The sequence below is a fragment of the Janthinobacterium sp. GW460-12-1-14-LB5 genome, assembly GCF_059423585.1.
Window position 1 is genome coordinate 85,320 of the sequence record NZ_JBWKYD010000002.1, and the last position, 15,052, is coordinate 100,371.

Sequence of the window (15,052 nt, forward strand, 5' to 3'; positions counted from 1 at the left end):
CATGCGCCCACCCAGCCAGTCCACAGCCAGGAGGAAGCGCGACATGACAGAGATTAATCCTATCAATGCCGGCAGGCGCGGCGTGCTGATCGCCGGCGCGCTGTCGGCCACGGCCGCGGCGGTGCCCGGCGTGGCGGGAGCGGCGCAAGCGGTCAACACGGCCAGTGTTTCTCCGCCGCCGGTGTTGATGAAAGTCAATCTGGACATCAACGGCCGGCGCCACAGCCTGGAACTCGACACGCGCACCACCTTGCTCGACGCCTTGCGCGAACATTTGCACCTGACGGGGACCAAGAAAGGCTGCGACCACGGCCAGTGCGGCGCCTGCACCGTCATGCTCGACGGCCAGCGCATCAATGCCTGCCTCACTCTTGCCGTGATGCATGACGGCGCCAGGGTCACCACCATCGAGGGGCTGGGCACGCCGGAGAAACTGCATCCGATGCAGACCGCCTTCATCGCGCATGACGGTTATCAATGCGGCTATTGCACGCCGGGGCAGATCTGCTCGGCCGTCGCCGCGCTGGGCGAGATCCGCCAGGGCATCCCCAGCCACGCCAGCGCGGACTTGAATGCGGCCCCCTCGGTGACACCGGAAGAATTGCGCGAACGCATGAGCGGCAATCTGTGCCGCTGCGGCGCGTATTCCAACATCATCGACGCCATCACCGAGGTGGCGGGGAGGCCGGCATGAGAGTCTTCAGCTACCAGAAGGCCGCCACGCCGGCCGAAGCGGCGGCCGCCGCCTTGCACACGCCGGGCGCCCGCTTCATCGCGGGCGGCACGAATCTGCTCGACCTGATGAAACTGGAGATCGAAACGCCCACGCATTTGATCGACGTCAATGGCCTCGCGCTGGATAAAGTGGAAACGACGAAGGACGGCGGCTTGCGCATCGGCGCCCTCGTGCGCAATACGGCCCTGGCGGCGCACGCCACCGTGCGCCGCGATTATGCCGTGCTGTCGCGCGCCTTGCTGGCGGGGGCTTCCGCGCAACTGCGCAACAAGGCGACGACGGCCGGCAACTTGCTGCAGCGCACGCGCTGCCCGTATTTTTATGACACGAACCAGGCCTGCAACAAGCGCGTGCCGGGCAGCGGCTGCTCGGCCATCGGCGGCTACAGCCGGCCGCTGGCGATTTTGGGCGGCAGCGAGGCGTGCATCGCCACGCACCCGAGCGACATGGCCGTGGCCATGCGCGTGCTCGACGCCGGCATCGACACGGTGCGGGCTGACGGCAGCACGCGTAGCATCCCCATCGCCGACTTTTACCGCTTGCCGGGCAACACGCCGCAGCTGGAAACGGCGCTGCAGCCGGGCGAATTGATCACCAGCGTGACCTTGCCCCGGCCTATCGGCGGCACGCATGTCTACCGCAAGGTGCGCGACCGCGCCTCGTATGCGTTCGCGCTGGTGTCCGTGGCGGCCATCATCTTGCCCAACGGCACGGGCCGGCTGGCCTTGGGCGGCGTCGCGCCGCAGCCGTGGAGAGTGCTTGCCGCCGAGCAATCGATGCCGGATGGCGCCGCCGCCGTCAGCGAACGCCTGCTGGCCGGCGCCAGGCCGACGGCCGACAATGCCTACAAGGTGATTCTGGCGCAGCGCACGATTGCCGCCGTGATGGCTGAAGCACCAGCGAAGAAAGGCTAGGGCCATGAAATTCACGACACCTGCGACCACCAATCCCATCGACCAGCTGAAAGTCGTGGGCCGTCCCACGGACCGCATCGACGGCCCCCTGAAAACCACGGGCACGGCGCCGTACGCGTATGAACAGAACAAGGCCGCGCCGCACGCCGCCTACGGTTACGTCGTCGGCGCGCCCATCGCCAGGGGGCGCATCGCGTCCATCGACACGGGCGCGGCGCGCCGGGCGCCCGGCGTGCTGGCCGTGGTGACGGCGGAATCGGCCGGGAAATTAACAAAAGGCAAGATGAACACGGCGAAGCTGCTCGGTGGCCCGGACATCGAGCATTATCACCAGGCCATCGCGCTGGTGGTGGCGGACACCTTCGAGCAAGCCCGTTCGGCCGCGCAGTTGCTCGATGTCAAGTATATCGCGCAGCCGGGCGCCTTCGACCTGGCCAAGGCCAAAGGCAGCGCTGCCAAGCCGAAGGACGGCAAGCCCGACAGCAAGACGGGCAATTTCGCCGGCGCCTTTGCTGCTGCCCCCGTGCGCCTGGACGCGACCTACACGACGCCTGACCAGTCGCACGCCATGATGGAGCCGCACGCTTCGATTGCCGCGTGGGAGGGCGATAAATTGACGGTCTGGACGGCGAACCAGATGGTGGACTGGGGCCGGGGCGACCTGGCCCGCACCCTGGGGCTGCCGAAAGACAAGGTGCGCATCGTCTCGCCCTACATCGGCGGCGGTTTCGGCGGCAAGCTGTTCGTGCGCGCGGAAGCCTTGCTGGCGGCGCTGGGCGCGCGGGCGGCGCAGCGCCCCGTCAAGGTGGCCCTAACGCGGCCGTTGATGTTCAACAACACGACGCACCGGCCCGCCACCATCCAGCGCCTGCGCCTGGGCGCCACGCGCGACGGCAAGATCACGGCCATCGGCCATGAATCGTGGTCGGGCGACTTGAAAGGGGGCCAGCCGGAAACGGCCGTGATGCAGACGCGCCTGCTGTACGCGGGCGCCAACCGCATGACGGCCATGCGCCTGGCCGTGCTCGACTTGCCGGAAGGCAATGCCATGCGCGCGCCGGGCGAGGCGCCGGGGCTGATGGCGCTGGAAATCGCCATGGACGAACTGGCGGAGAAATTGAACATGGACCCCATCGTCTTGCGCATCCTGAACGACACGAAAGTGGACCCGGAAAAGCCGGGCCGGCCGTTTTCCCAGCGCCGCCTGATCGATTGCCTGCGCACGGGCGCCGTGGAATTCGGCTGGAAGGAGCGGCACAGCCGGCCCGGCGCGCGGCGCGACGGCCGCTGGCTGGTGGGCATGGGCGTGGCGGCCGCCTTCCGCAACAACCTCGTCATGCAGTCCGCCGCCAGGGTGCGCCTCGACGGCAACGGCATCGTCACCGTGGAGACCGACATGACGGACATCGGCACGGGCAGCTATACCATCATTGCGCAGACGGCGGCGGAAATGCTGGGCGTGACCTTGAACCGTGTCGTCGTGCGCCTGGGCGACTCGGATTTTCCCGTCTCGGCCGGTTCGGGCGGGCAGTGGGGCGGCAACAGCGCCACGGCCGGCGTCTACGCGGCTTGCGTGCGCCTGCGCCAGGCCATCGCGGCGAAGCTGGGCTTTGACGAAAATCAAGCGCGCTTTTCCGATGGGCAAGTGAGTGAGGGCGAGCGCAGCGTGCCGCTCGTTGCCGCCGCCTACCATGGCGACGTCGTCGCGGAAGACCGCATGGAATATGGCGATCTCGATAAAAAATTCCAGCAATCGACGTTCGGCGCGCATTTCGTCGAGGTGGGCGTGGACGGCGACACGGGCGAAGTGCGCGTGCGGCGCATGCTGGCCGTGTGCGCGGCCGGCCGCATTCTGAACCCGAAAGCGGCGCGCAGCCAGGTGATCGGCGCCATGACCATGGGCGTGGGCGCGGCCCTGATGGAGGAACTGGCGGTCGACCGCCGCCGCGGCTTTTTCGTCAACCACGACCTGGCCGGCTACGAAGTGCCCGTGCACGCCGATATCCCGCACCAGGACGTCATCTTCCTGGACGAAACGGATCCCATGTCCTCGCCCATGAAGGCCAAGGGCGTGGGCGAGCTGGGCATCTGCGGCGTGGCGGCGGCCATCGCCAATGCCGTCTACAACGCCACCGGGGTGAGGGTGCGCGACTATCCCGTGACCCTGGACAAGCTGCTGCGGGGGCTGCCCGTGATGGCTTAGCACCCCGGCGCCGGCGGGCGCGTGACAAAGCGTGTATTTTTGGTAATTTCCAGGTGCTATGCTCGGAACGCATGTTGCGGGGCGAGTTCCCGGCCCGCAAGGTCATGCCGCCAGGAGAATGCATGAACAGCTCGTCAATGCCGCCGCGGATACTGATAGTCGATGACGAGCTGGCGCACGTGCGCGCGCTGTGCGACACCCTGCGCGGCCAGGCCTACGACACGACGGGGCTCGCTTCGGGCGAGGCCGCGCTGTCGCTGCTGGCCGTCGAATCGTTCGACCTGCTGCTGGTCGACCTGATGATGCCGGGCATGAACGGCATCGCCGTGGTGGAGGCGGCGCGCCGGATCGACCCGGACCTGGCCTGCATCATCATGACGGGCGAAGGCACGATCGCCTCGGCCGTGCAGGCGATGCAGGCGGGCGCGCTCGATTATGTCGTCAAGCCGTTCAAGGTCTCGGGCATCCTGCTGATACTGGCGCGGGCGCTGGAGACGCGCCGCCTGCGCATCGCCAATGCGCGCCTGGAAACGCTGCTGCGCCAGCACACGGCCGAACTTAACGCCATGAACCAGGATCTGCAGCTGGCGCGCGAGGTGGCCGAGCGGGCGAACCAGGAAAAGACCAATTTCCTGGCCAGCATGAGCCACGAGCTGCGCACGCCGCTCAACGCCATCCTGGGCTTTTCGCAGATGCTGATGTCCGATTCCATCCCCTCGACGGTGCAGGAAAAGAAAACCTTTGCCTCGCACATCTTCGGCGCGGGCCGGCACTTGTTGACCCTGATCAACGATATCCTCGACATCGCCAAAATCGAGTCGGGCAATCTGTCGCTGTCGATGGAGTCCGTGGGCCTGGCGGGCATCTACCACGAATGCTGGCAAATGATGGAACCGCTGGCGCGCAAGCGCGGCATCACCCTGACGTTCGTCGAGGCGGGCAGCATGCACGTGCTGGCCGACCGCACGCGGCTCAAGCAGGTGCTGCTCAACCTGCTGTCGAACGCCGTCAAGTACAACCGCGAACAGGGCGAGATCCACGTCGATTGCCAGCCCGCCGATGCGCACCAGCTGCGCCTGTCCGTGCGCGACACGGGCGGCGGGCTGAGCGCCGCGCAGCTGGAGGCGCTGTTCCAGCCCTTCAACCGCCTGGGACGCGATGCGCGCGACGAGGAGGGCACGGGCCTGGGGCTGGTGGTCAGCAAGCGCCTGGCCGAAGCCATGCAGGCGACCCTGGGCGTGGCCAGCACGCCCGGGCGCGGCAGCACCTTCTGGCTCGATATCGCCAGTTGCCCGGCGCGCCAGGCGCTGCCGGAAAGTGCGCGCCTGCCCGTGTTCCCCCGTCCGGCCGAAGCGCTGCCGTTGCCGGAACGCAAGACAGTGTTGTACGTGGAAGACAATCCCCTGAATGTGACCCTGGTGGCGGGCCTGATCCATTTTCGCCCCGACCTCGACCTGCTGTCGGCCGGCGACGGGCAGGCGGGCCTGGAGCTGGCGCGCCGCCACGTGCCGCAGCTGATCCTGATGGATAGCGACCTGCCCGACATCAGCGGCACGCAAGTGATGCAGCTGCTGCGCGCCGATGCCCGCACGGCGCATATCCCCGTCATCGCCCTGACGGCCGTGGCCGGGCCGGGCGATGTCCGCCAGGGGCTGGCCGCCGGCTTTTACCGCTATCTGACCAAGCCGATCGACGTGACGGCGTTTTCCGAGGCCATCAACAGCGCGCTGGAATCGGCCACGGCGCAGCGCAGCGCATGAACGCCCCGGCGCGCCGGGCGGTCTGGCTGGCGGGCATCGCGCTGTTGCTGGCGCTGGCCGCCGCGGCGCTCTGGCGGCTCGTTGCCCGTCCCGCGCCGCCCGGCCCCGTGGAAGTGCTGCGCCTGGCCGTGAATGGGGAGTACGTGGGCAGCTGCCCCGTGCTGGCCGCGCGCGGGCAGGGCTATTTCGCGCGCGAGGGCATCGACGCGCTGCTGCAGCCGTATTCGTCGGGCAAGGCGTCGCTGGAAGCCGTGCTGCAGGGCAAGGCCGACCTGGGCACGGTGTCCGACATTCCCGTGGTGCTGGCCAGCCTGCAGAACCAGTCCGTCGTCATCATCGCCAGCATCTTCGAGGCCGAGCGCGACCACGGTATCGTGGGGCGCCTGGACCGCGGCGTGTCCACGCCCGCCAGCCTGAAGGGCAAACGCATCGGCGTGACCCTGGGCACCTCCGGCCAGTTCACGCTCGATGCTTTTTTGAACCGCCAGAAGCTGCTGCCCGGGGAAGTTACCTTGCAGAACTACGCGCCGGAGCAGCTGGCCGGGGCGCTGGCGCGGGGCGAGGTCGACGCGGCGGCCGGCTGGGAACCGTTCTTGACGGCGATGACGCAGGCCATCGCGGGCAAGGCGGCCCTCTTCTATGGAGAGGACGTGTATGCGGGCCTGTTCAACGTGGCCGGCACGGGCGCCTATGTGCGCAGCCACCCGGCCACGATGCGCAAGGTGCTGCGCGCGCTGATCGCCGGCGCGCGCTTTTGCCAGGATGAGCCCGATGCCGCGCGCAGCCTGTTTTCCAGGGCCTCGGCCGGCGAGGCGGCGCGCCTGCAGGCGGCCTGGCGTGGTTATCAGTTTGATATCGTGCTCGACCAGCGCTTGCTGCTGGCGCTGGAAGACGAGGCGCGCTGGGCCATCAAGAACCGCCTGGCCGGCAGCGGCGAGATGCCGAACTTCCTCGACGCCGTCTACCTGGACGGCCTGGAAGCCGTGGCGCCATCGGCCGTGACGGTCATTCATTGAGAAGGCCACCGTGAAAATCGTGACGCGCTTCAAGCTGGCCCAACTGTTTTGCGTGGCGCTCGTGGCCATCATCGTCGCCGTGCTGTTTTCCACCACCATGGCGATGCAGCGCGAGCTGGCGAAGAACAAGGCGGCAGCCGATATCCTGCAAGCCGTCACTTCGCTGCGCTATCTGTCGATCGAGTATGCGCTGCACCATGGCGCGCGCACGCGGGCCCAGTGGCAGCTGCGCAGCGAGTCGCTGGCCACGGGGCTGCTGGCTACGCCCGCCTTCAGCACCGGCGAGGAGCGCGCGCTGCTGCGCGAATTGCAGGGCGACCTGGCCGGCGTGGGCGCTTTGTTCCAGCTGTTTGTGGCGAATCACCGCGAGCTGGGGCAGGACCCGCAGCGGCGCGAGGTGCTGGGCGAGCTGGAATCGCGCCTGTCCGGCCAGATCATGGGCAAGGTGCAGGGCATGATCGCCGACGCGATGCGCTTGTCCGAATTGAGCCGGCAAGGGGTGCTGGCGGCGCAGCAGCGGGCGAATGTGGCCGTGATGCTGTTTGGCGGCGTGATCATCGCGCTGGTGGCCGGTTTGATCTACTTCACCATGACCAGCGTCACGGGACCGCTGGAGAAGCTGCGCCAGGGCACCCTGATCGTCGGCGCCGGCAAGCTCGATTTTGCACTCGGCGTGCACACAAAGAATGAAATCGGCGACCTGGCGCGCGCCTTCGACGGCATGACGGACAAGCTGCGGCGCACCACCGTCTCGCGCGACGAGCTGGCGCAGACGAATGCCGCCCTGGAAACGCAGATCGCCGAGCGCCAGCTGGCCGAGCGCAAGGTGCATGAACAGCTCGAGCGCCTGAACCTGCTGCAGCAGATCACGCGCTCGATCGGCGAACGGCAGGACTTGCGCAGCATCTTCCAGGTGGTGGTGCGCAGCCTGGAAGAGCAGCTGCCCATCGATTTCAGCTGCATCTGCCTGTACCGGCCGTCCGAACACGCGCTGCAGGTGACGTGCGTGGGCGTGCGCAGCGAGGCGCTGGCGCTGTCGTTCATGATGGGCGAGCAGGCGCACATTCCCATCGACGAAAATGGCCTGTCGAGCTGCGTGCGCGGCAAGCTCGTGTATGAAGCGGACATCGGCGAAGTGGCATTTCCGTTTCCGCAGCGGCTGGCGCAAGGGGGGCTGCGCGCCCTCGTCATGGCGCCGCTGCTGGCCGAAAACACGGTCTTCGGCATCCTCATCGTGGCGCGCCGCGCCGCGCACAGCTTTACCAGCGGCGAATGCGAATTCCTCAGCCAGCTGAGCGAGCACGTGGCGCTGGCCGCCAACCAGGCGCAGCTCTACGGCGCGCTGCAGCGCGCGTATGACGACTTGCGCCAGACGCAGCAGTCGGTGATGCAGCAGGAACGCCTGCGCGCGCTGGGGCAGATGGCCAGCGGCATCGCGCACGATATCAATAATGCCATTTCGCCCGTGGCCCTGTACACGGAATCGCTGCTGGAGACGGAAACCAATCTCAGTCCGCAGGGCCGGCATTGCCTGGAAGTGATCGAGCGCGCCATCGACGACGTGGCCGCCACGGTGGCGCGCATGCGCGAATTCTACCGCCAGCGCGAACCGCAGCTGGCGCTGTCGCCCATCGACGCCAACCTGGTGGTGCAGCAGGTGCTGGACCTGACGCGGGCGCGCTGGAGCGACATGCCGCAGCAGCGCGGCATCGTCATCGCCCTGCGCACGGAGCTGGAGGACGGCTTGCCCATGCTGCCCGGCAGCGTGGGTGAAATCCGCGAGGCGCTGACGAACCTGGTCTTCAACGCCGTCGACGCCATGCCGGAAGGCGGCACCCTGAGCGTGCGCACCAGCTGCGCCGGTGCAGCGGGCGAGGCGGCGCGGCAGGTGCGCATCGAGGTGGGCGACACGGGCGTCGGCATGGACGAGAATACGCGCCGCCGCTGCCTGGAGCCGTTTTTCACCACCAAGGGCGAGCGCGGCACGGGCCTGGGCCTGGCCATGGTGTACGGCATGATGGAGCGCCATGGCGCCAGCATCGACATCGTCACGGCGCCGGGGCAGGGCACGGCGGTGCGCCTGGCGTTTCCCGCCTGCGCGGTGGACGCGGCTGAGCAAGCGCCCGACGCGGCCCACGCCGTGCCGCCGCGCCTGCGCATCCTGGTGGTGGACGACGACCCGATGGTGCTCAAGTCCCTGCGCGACATCCTGGAAATCGATGGCCACGAGGTGGTGTCCGCCGACGGCGGCCAGGCCGGTATCGACTGCTTCCGCGCCGCATGCGAGCGGCACGAATACTTCGCCGTGGTCATCACGGACCTGGGCATGCCCCACGTGGACGGGCGCAAGGTGGCCAGCGCAGTGCGCCAGTGCTCGCCCGCCACGCCCATCATCATGCTCACGGGCTGGGGCCAGCGCCTGGCGGCCGACAGCGATTATCCCGAACACGTCAACTGCGTGCTGGGCAAACCGCCCCGGCTGAAAGAACTGCGGCGCGCCCTCAATACCGTCATCTCGACCACGTAGCCGCCTGCGGCCTCCATCATCGCTCGAAGACCAGCCACCTGCGTACGATGGGTGGCGTTGCCAGCGGTTGACAAGCATCGCAAAATTGCGCGACATCTTCCAGTGCCTGTCATATAATGAGAATCATTATCATTTATGTTGCCGGGTCCGCTCTTGTCTGCCTTTTCTTGCCCCTCGAATGACGCCACCCTGGCCGCCAGCCTGTTTACGGGCCACCAGGGCTGGCTGCTGCAGCGCTTGCTGTTGCGCTTGCGTAACCGGGCGGAAGCAGAGGATGTGGTGTCGGAAACCTTTGTGCGCGTGCTGCATGCGGGAAGATTGTCCGCCATCCGCGAGCCGCGCGCCTACCTGACGACGGTAGCGAAAAGCATCTTGCTGCAGCAGTGGCGGCGGCGCGATATCGAGCAGGCGTACCTGGAAACCCTGGCGCTGCTGCCCGATGCCGTCCAGCCGTCGCCGGAGGAACGCGCCGTGCTGCTCGAAGCGCTGGAACGGCTGTCGCGCGCGCTCGATACCCTGTCCGCCAAGGCGCGCAGCGCTTTTCTGATGAGCCAGCTCGACGGCCTCACGTATGCGCAGATCGCCGCCCGCCTGGGCGTGTCGGCCAGCATGGTGCGCCAGTACATGGCGCAGGGCTTGCGCTGCTGCCTGGCGGCGCAGGCGGCATGAGCATGTCCCCCGCGGTACAGGATGCCGCCATCGGCTGGCTGGTCGAACTCAGTTCGGGCGAGGCGGACGAAGGACAGCACCAGGCCTTCGCCCGCTGGCTGGCCGCCGATGCGCGCCATGCGGCCGCGTGGCAGATGCTGGGGCAGGCCGTCGAGCACAGCATCGGGCCGCTGCAGGCGGCGGGCGGGGCGGCGGCCGTCGGCCACACCCTGGCGCGCGCCGCCCGGCACGATGACCAGCGGCGCCAATGGCTGCAGGGCGTGCTGTGCCTGGCGGGCGCGGCGTTCGGTGGCGCCTGGCTGCTGCGCGGCAGCCCGTTCTTGCCGGACTGGAGCGCGGACCTGCATACGGCCACGGCCAGGCGGGGCCGCTACACGCTGGCCGACGGCAGCGTGCTGACCCTGGACGCCCGCTCTTCGGCCGATACGGATGTCACGCATGAACACCGGCAGGTCGTCTTGCGCCAGGGCCAGTTGCTGGCGCGCGTGGCGCCTGCTGCCAATGCGCCATTCGTGCTGCGCAGCGCGCACGGCACGGTGACGGCGCTGGGCGGCGAGCTGATGCTGCGGCGCGAAGCGCGCGGCACCGTGGCGCTGGCCGTGCAGGGTGATCTCGACGTGCGTCCGGCCGGCAAAGGCCTGGCGCGCGTGCTGCGCCAGGGCCAGGCGGCGCGCTTCGACGCGGATCGCTTGATGCTGCTGCCAGGCATGGCGGCAGGGCAGGCGACGGCGTGGGAGCAGGGCATGCTGGTGGCTGTCGATGAGCGGCTGGACGACGTGGTGGCCGCCTTGCGCCCGTACCGCCACGGCTACATCGACGTCACGGCGCAGGCGGCGGCGCTGCGCGTGTCCGGCAATTATTCGCTCGACGACAGCGGCGCCACCCTGCTGGCGCTGGCCGAAACCCTGCCCGTGACCTTGCGCCAGGGGCCTGGCGGCTGGTGGACGGGGCTCGACCTGAAGACAAGCTGACATTTTTTTGCGCCGGCACTGTCACTTTTGGCGCGCCGCGACTCATACCTGGTGTAGCCCCACTTTTCCTTCACCATCAAGATAGAGTCCCAGCATGCCACCATTGTTGATGCGCCAGATTCCCCTGGCCGTAATGTTACTTTCCTTCACCGTTCCTGCCGCCCTGGCGCAGACGCCATCGGTGCAAGCCGCGCCGGCCGCCACCCGCTTCGACGTGCCGGCCCAGCCGCTCAATGCCAGCCTGATCGCCATTGCCAGCCGTGGCGGCGTGCGCATTTCCATCGATGCGGAACTGGCGCGCGGCGTCAGCGCCGCCCCCGTGCAGGGCGATTTCACGGCGGAACAGGCGCTGCGCCGCGCCTTGCAGGGCACGCCGCTGGCCCTGCTGAAGACGGATAGCGGCGTGTATACCGTGCAAGGCGCTGTGCAAAGCGCCGCGCCAGCCGCGCCGCAGGCCGCCGTCCGGCTTGAAGCGACCATGCCGGAAGTGGTCGTCACCACCAATTACCTGGGCCAGGTGACGGAGGACACGGGTTCCTACACGACGGGCGCCGTCAGCACGGCGAACCGCCTGGTGCTGTCGCCGCGCGAGACGCCGCACGCGGTCAGCGTGGTGACGCGCCAGCAGATGGACGATTTCGGCCTGGTGCAGCTGAGCGAGGTGCTCAATCACACGCCGGGCGTGTACGTGCAGCACATCGACAGCGAGCGCACGATTTATTATGCGCGCGGCTTTTCGCTCGACAATTTCAGCTATGACGGCTTGCCGTGGACGCGCGACGCCTCGCTGAACCTGGGCGAATCGCTGGCCAATATGGACCTGTACGACCGGGTCGAGGTGCTGAAGGGCGCGAATGCGCTGATGAGCGGGGCCGGCACGCCGGGCGCCACCGTCAACCTGATCCGCAAGAAACCCACGCGCGAATTGCGCGCGCTGGCCGACCTGTCGGCCGGATCGTGGAGCAATTACCGTGCCATGGCGGACGTGGGCGGTCCCCTGAACGCCAGCGGCAGCGTGCGCGCGCGCGCCGTGGCTTCGTACCAGGACAAGCACTCCTTCGTCGACCGCTACCAGCGCCGTTCAGAACTCGCGTATGGCACCGTGGAAGCGGACCTGTCGCCGCGCACCCTGCTGACCGTGGGCGCCGACTACCAGCACACGGTGCCGCGCAATAGCGACTGGGGCGGCGCGCCCCTGTTCGACGCGGAAGGCAAGCGCTTCACCATGCCCCGTTCGTTCAACGGCGCGCCCACCTGGAGCACGCAGCAGACGGAAGCCAAATCCGTCTTCGCCTCGCTCGAACACAGTTTCGACAACGGCTGGATGGCCAATCTGCGCCTGATCCACCAGGCCAATGCCCTGTACGCGCCCGTCGCCTACCTCGACAGCTTCCCGAAGGCGGACGGCAGCGGCACGGCCATCACGGCGCGCCAGTACAACAGCGACGCCACCAGCAATGGCCTGGACGTGTACGCGAAGGGCCCGTTCACCTTGCTGGGCCGCACGCATGAACTGGTGGTGGGCGCGAACGCCTACCGCAAGCAGTCGGACGACGTCTTCAGCCCGTATTCCTTCATCAAGGTCGACAATATCTATACCTACCGGGGCGAGGTGCCGGAGCCAACGTGGGTGCTGGACACGGCGCGCGAAGTCATCCGCCAGAAGGCCGTGTACGCGACGGGCCGCTTCTCGCTGCCGCAGGGCGTGCACGTGATTCTGGGCGGTCGCCTGTCGTCCTACGTCAACCCCACGGCCGACATCGACGAGTCGTCCATCTTCACGCCGTATGCGGGCCTGACCTGGGACTTCGCGCCGAATTTGACGGCGTTTGCCAGCTATAGCGACATCTTCAGTCCGCAAAACAGCCGCGATGTCGACAACAAGACCCTGGACCCCGTGCTGGGCAAGAATATCGAGGCGGGCGTAAAGGGCGTGTTCCTCAACGGCCGCCTGAACGCCAGCGCGGCCGCTTTCGAGGTGCGCCAGGACAACTTCGCCGAGTCCGTCGATGCCGTGAACAAGGTGACGGGCATGGATGCCTACCGCGCCATCGATGGCGTGCGTTCGCGCGGCGTGGAACTGGAAGTGGCGGGCCAGCTGATGCCGGGCTGGCAGCTGCAGGCCGGCTACACGCACAAGGTGGCGCGCGACGCGGGCGGCAAGGTCAATACCCTGGCGCCCGAAGACCAGCTCAGCCTGTACAGCACCTGGCAGCCGATGCCGCGCCTGACGGTGGGGGGCGGCGCGCGCTGGCAATCGCACACCTGGCAAAACACGCGGGCCGTGCGCGGCGGCATGACCACCGTGCACCAGGGCTCGTATGCCGTGTTCGATGCCATGGCACGCTACCAGCTATCCGGCCGCCTGGCCCTGTCGTTCAACCTCAACAACCTGACCGACCGCGCTTACTATGGTATCAGCACGGGCCGCAGAGTCAGTTACGGCGACCCGCGCAATGCGATGCTGAGCCTGAATTACCGCTATTGATAACAGTTGCCGTCGGGATGCGGCAGGGGAATGGGGCAGGGCTGCAGGGGCGTTGCATCGTCTATCCATGCGCTAAACAGTGGCGTGCTGCTATTTTTAGTGAGGCGTGAATTATTTTGCAAACTGGAGGTCTGATTTTTAGATCTCTATACGCCTGTGCAACGTCCTTTGTGCGGTGTCGTGGTCAATTATGTCAACGGGGGGAGGGGTATGTCATCCGGAAATCAATCCTCCCCGTCGACAGAAGCGCCAACGCCAGTTGAGGTGCCACAGAGAAACGATGCCAATGCCGCACGCTTGGAGAATGTCAATCACCTGGCATCATTGGCCTACAAGATAGCCCTTGCCCTCGGTGCTATCGTCGTCTTTTCATATTTGTTTTCAATTCAGTTTTTCCCTTCCGCCTTGGCGCCAGGGGAGGTGATTTTGTTTGTATTTATTGCGTTGGCCTTCAGTTTCATATATGGAATACTCTGGATTTATGGAACTTTTTCTGCTTTATGGTTGCTGCCGCTTGTCAGCTACATAAGAGGTAAATGCCGGTTCAGGCGTAGGGAATTATCGCCTTTTCCTCCATGGCGATGTATCCAGGAAATAGCTGCCCTTCCGACTTCTCGCTGGTGGCCCTGTTTTCGTTGGATTCCAAGAAAAATACGTCAGTTTCGCAAGGGAGCGACGAGAAATAGCAGGACTCCACTCAATAAGCTGCCAAGTCCGCTGCGTGGCGTCTTTCCAGTATCATTTTCCCTTGTCGTGTTCATCGTGATGTTGAGTCTTGTTCTCGTCAAAGGCCTGATGGTTTTTACCTTGTTATTAATTGGCTGCTTCTTGGCTGGATTTTTCACCTTGCTGATGCTGATTGCGGTAACGTCAAGCGAGCAGCCAGATGCGGTTACTCCTCAATCCAGACGTTCCATCGTTTGGTGGCAATATGCTTTTTTCTTCTTCTTGCCCCTTGCCATCGTACTTCTTTACGCTGGCCCCACCAGATTGTCGCAGATGGCTTTCAATGCCATGGGTATTCGCAGCCCGAATGTCAGTATCGAGGTAGCTGAGGCGGAATTGGGCGCGATTGAACGCGCCAGCGAATTGATCGGCAGGCCCATTCTGGATTGTCGCCGCACTGCAGAGGGGCGATTGCTATTGCACGGTGCGGATGTATTGTGGACAGGCATAGGCACTACCTCTCTTGTGAGCTTCAGCCTGCGAGGGCCGGATCGATCGACGATCTTCGGCACGGAACATGTGGTGCGAAGAGAAACTTCCCTCCGTTTTGAATCGGCGTCATTGCGTGTCATTACCAGCCGTCCGGCGATCGATATGTGTTTCGACCTGACGCATGAGCTGGGATTGGCATCGCGTGGTGACGAGTTGAATGCGGATATGCTGGAGCGGCTGCACGACGCCGTCCTGACAGTGCGCGGCGCCGGTGTTCCGCGCAGTATTTTGGTGCTGGTGCAAGGTGTTGGCAAGGATGTGATCCTTCCCAAGGATAAAGATGGCAATAAGTTTCTGCAGCAGGCGCAGTTACGCGCCCGGGTGATTGCGAATGCAATCCGGAAGATAATGCCTGACGACAATATCAAGATCGTGTCGGAAGGACGATTGAATGCAGAAGCTGAGCATGTTCCGCTCCTGGCGGGGCCATGTATAGCTGATATTCGCATGCATTCATCTGATTGGAAACGCTGCGATATGCCGATTTTTAACGTTGAGTTGCACGTGAAATACGCGACCGCGCACGTGGACGGGCTCCGATAGGCACGAA

At 65.9% G+C, this 15,052-nt stretch carries 10 protein-coding genes; all 10 read left to right on the top strand.

All coding sequences use genetic code 11. The features are described 5' to 3' along the window. The first annotated feature begins 43 nt into the window (after nucleotides 1-43). The 10 genes from paoA to AC07X6_RS02255 all read left to right on the top strand — a co-directional run bounded on the left by paoA (nucleotide 44) and on the right by AC07X6_RS02255 (nucleotide 15,045). On the top strand, nucleotides 44-694 hold the full coding sequence (gene paoA, locus AC07X6_RS02210; protein ID WP_230538279.1) for an aldehyde dehydrogenase iron-sulfur subunit PaoA: 651 nt from the start codon (nucleotides 44-46) through the stop codon (nucleotides 692-694). Further along, the gene (locus AC07X6_RS02215) at nucleotides 691-1,650 is read left to right on the top strand and encodes an FAD binding domain-containing protein (RefSeq protein ID WP_494789947.1); all 960 of its coding nucleotides are present in this window, start codon (nucleotides 691-693) and stop codon (nucleotides 1,648-1,650) included. Before paoA ends, AC07X6_RS02215 begins: the two co-directional genes overlap by 4 nt. A 4-nt stretch (nucleotides 1,651-1,654) precedes the next feature. Next, nucleotides 1,655-3,853: an aldehyde oxidoreductase molybdenum-binding subunit PaoC gene (paoC, locus tag AC07X6_RS02220; RefSeq protein ID WP_494789948.1), complete on the top strand. Its 2,199-nt coding sequence runs from the start codon at nucleotides 1,655-1,657 to the stop codon at nucleotides 3,851-3,853. 122 nt (nucleotides 3,854-3,975) lie between these two features. After that, nucleotides 3,976-5,613, top strand: a complete 1,638-nt coding sequence (locus tag AC07X6_RS02225; RefSeq protein ID WP_494789949.1) for a response regulator — start codon at nucleotides 3,976-3,978, stop codon at nucleotides 5,611-5,613. Next, nucleotides 5,610-6,629, top strand: coding sequence for an ABC transporter substrate-binding protein (locus AC07X6_RS02230; RefSeq protein ID WP_494789950.1), 1,020 nt, complete (start codon nucleotides 5,610-5,612; stop codon nucleotides 6,627-6,629). Before AC07X6_RS02225 ends, AC07X6_RS02230 begins: the two co-directional genes overlap by 4 nt. A gap of 10 nt (nucleotides 6,630-6,639) precedes the next feature. Next, nucleotides 6,640-9,156 carry an ATP-binding protein gene (locus AC07X6_RS02235; protein WP_494789951.1) on the top strand — a complete coding sequence of 839 codons (2,517 nt, stop codon included), beginning with the start codon at nucleotides 6,640-6,642 and terminating at the stop codon, nucleotides 9,154-9,156. 153 nt (nucleotides 9,157-9,309) lie between these two features. Next, nucleotides 9,310-9,825, top strand: coding sequence for a sigma-70 family RNA polymerase sigma factor (locus AC07X6_RS02240; protein ID WP_230538273.1), 516 nt, complete (start codon nucleotides 9,310-9,312; stop codon nucleotides 9,823-9,825). After that, nucleotides 9,822-10,796 (top strand): FecR family protein, encoded by a 975-nt coding sequence (locus AC07X6_RS02245; protein WP_494789952.1) that lies wholly within the window; start codon nucleotides 9,822-9,824, stop codon nucleotides 10,794-10,796. Before AC07X6_RS02240 ends, AC07X6_RS02245 begins: the two co-directional genes overlap by 4 nt. A gap of 94 nt (nucleotides 10,797-10,890) precedes the next feature. Then, entirely contained in the window at nucleotides 10,891-13,284 is a 2,394-nt protein-coding gene (locus AC07X6_RS02250) for a TonB-dependent siderophore receptor (protein WP_494789953.1), read from the top strand. A 210-nt stretch (nucleotides 13,285-13,494) separates the two neighbouring features. After that, nucleotides 13,495-15,045, top strand: a complete 1,551-nt coding sequence (locus AC07X6_RS02255) for a hypothetical protein (protein ID WP_494789954.1) — start codon at nucleotides 13,495-13,497, stop codon at nucleotides 15,043-15,045. The last annotated feature ends 7 nt before the right edge of the window (nucleotides 15,046-15,052 follow it).

Coding starts and splice junctions, on each gene's coding strand:
- paoA (WP_230538279.1), top strand. CDS start 44: ATGACAGAGATTAATCCTATCAATGCCGGCAGGCGCGGCGTGCTGATC.
- AC07X6_RS02215 (WP_494789947.1), top strand. CDS start 691: ATGAGAGTCTTCAGCTACCAGAAGGCCGCCACGCCGGCCGAAGCGGCG.
- paoC (WP_494789948.1), top strand. CDS start 1,655: ATGAAATTCACGACACCTGCGACCACCAATCCCATCGACCAGCTGAAA.
- AC07X6_RS02225 (WP_494789949.1), top strand. CDS start 3,976: ATGAACAGCTCGTCAATGCCGCCGCGGATACTGATAGTCGATGACGAG.
- AC07X6_RS02230 (WP_494789950.1), top strand. CDS start 5,610: ATGAACGCCCCGGCGCGCCGGGCGGTCTGGCTGGCGGGCATCGCGCTG.
- AC07X6_RS02245 (WP_494789952.1), top strand. CDS start 9,822: ATGAGCATGTCCCCCGCGGTACAGGATGCCGCCATCGGCTGGCTGGTC.
- AC07X6_RS02250 (WP_494789953.1), top strand. CDS start 10,891: ATGCCACCATTGTTGATGCGCCAGATTCCCCTGGCCGTAATGTTACTT.
- AC07X6_RS02255 (WP_494789954.1), top strand. CDS start 13,495: ATGTCATCCGGAAATCAATCCTCCCCGTCGACAGAAGCGCCAACGCCA.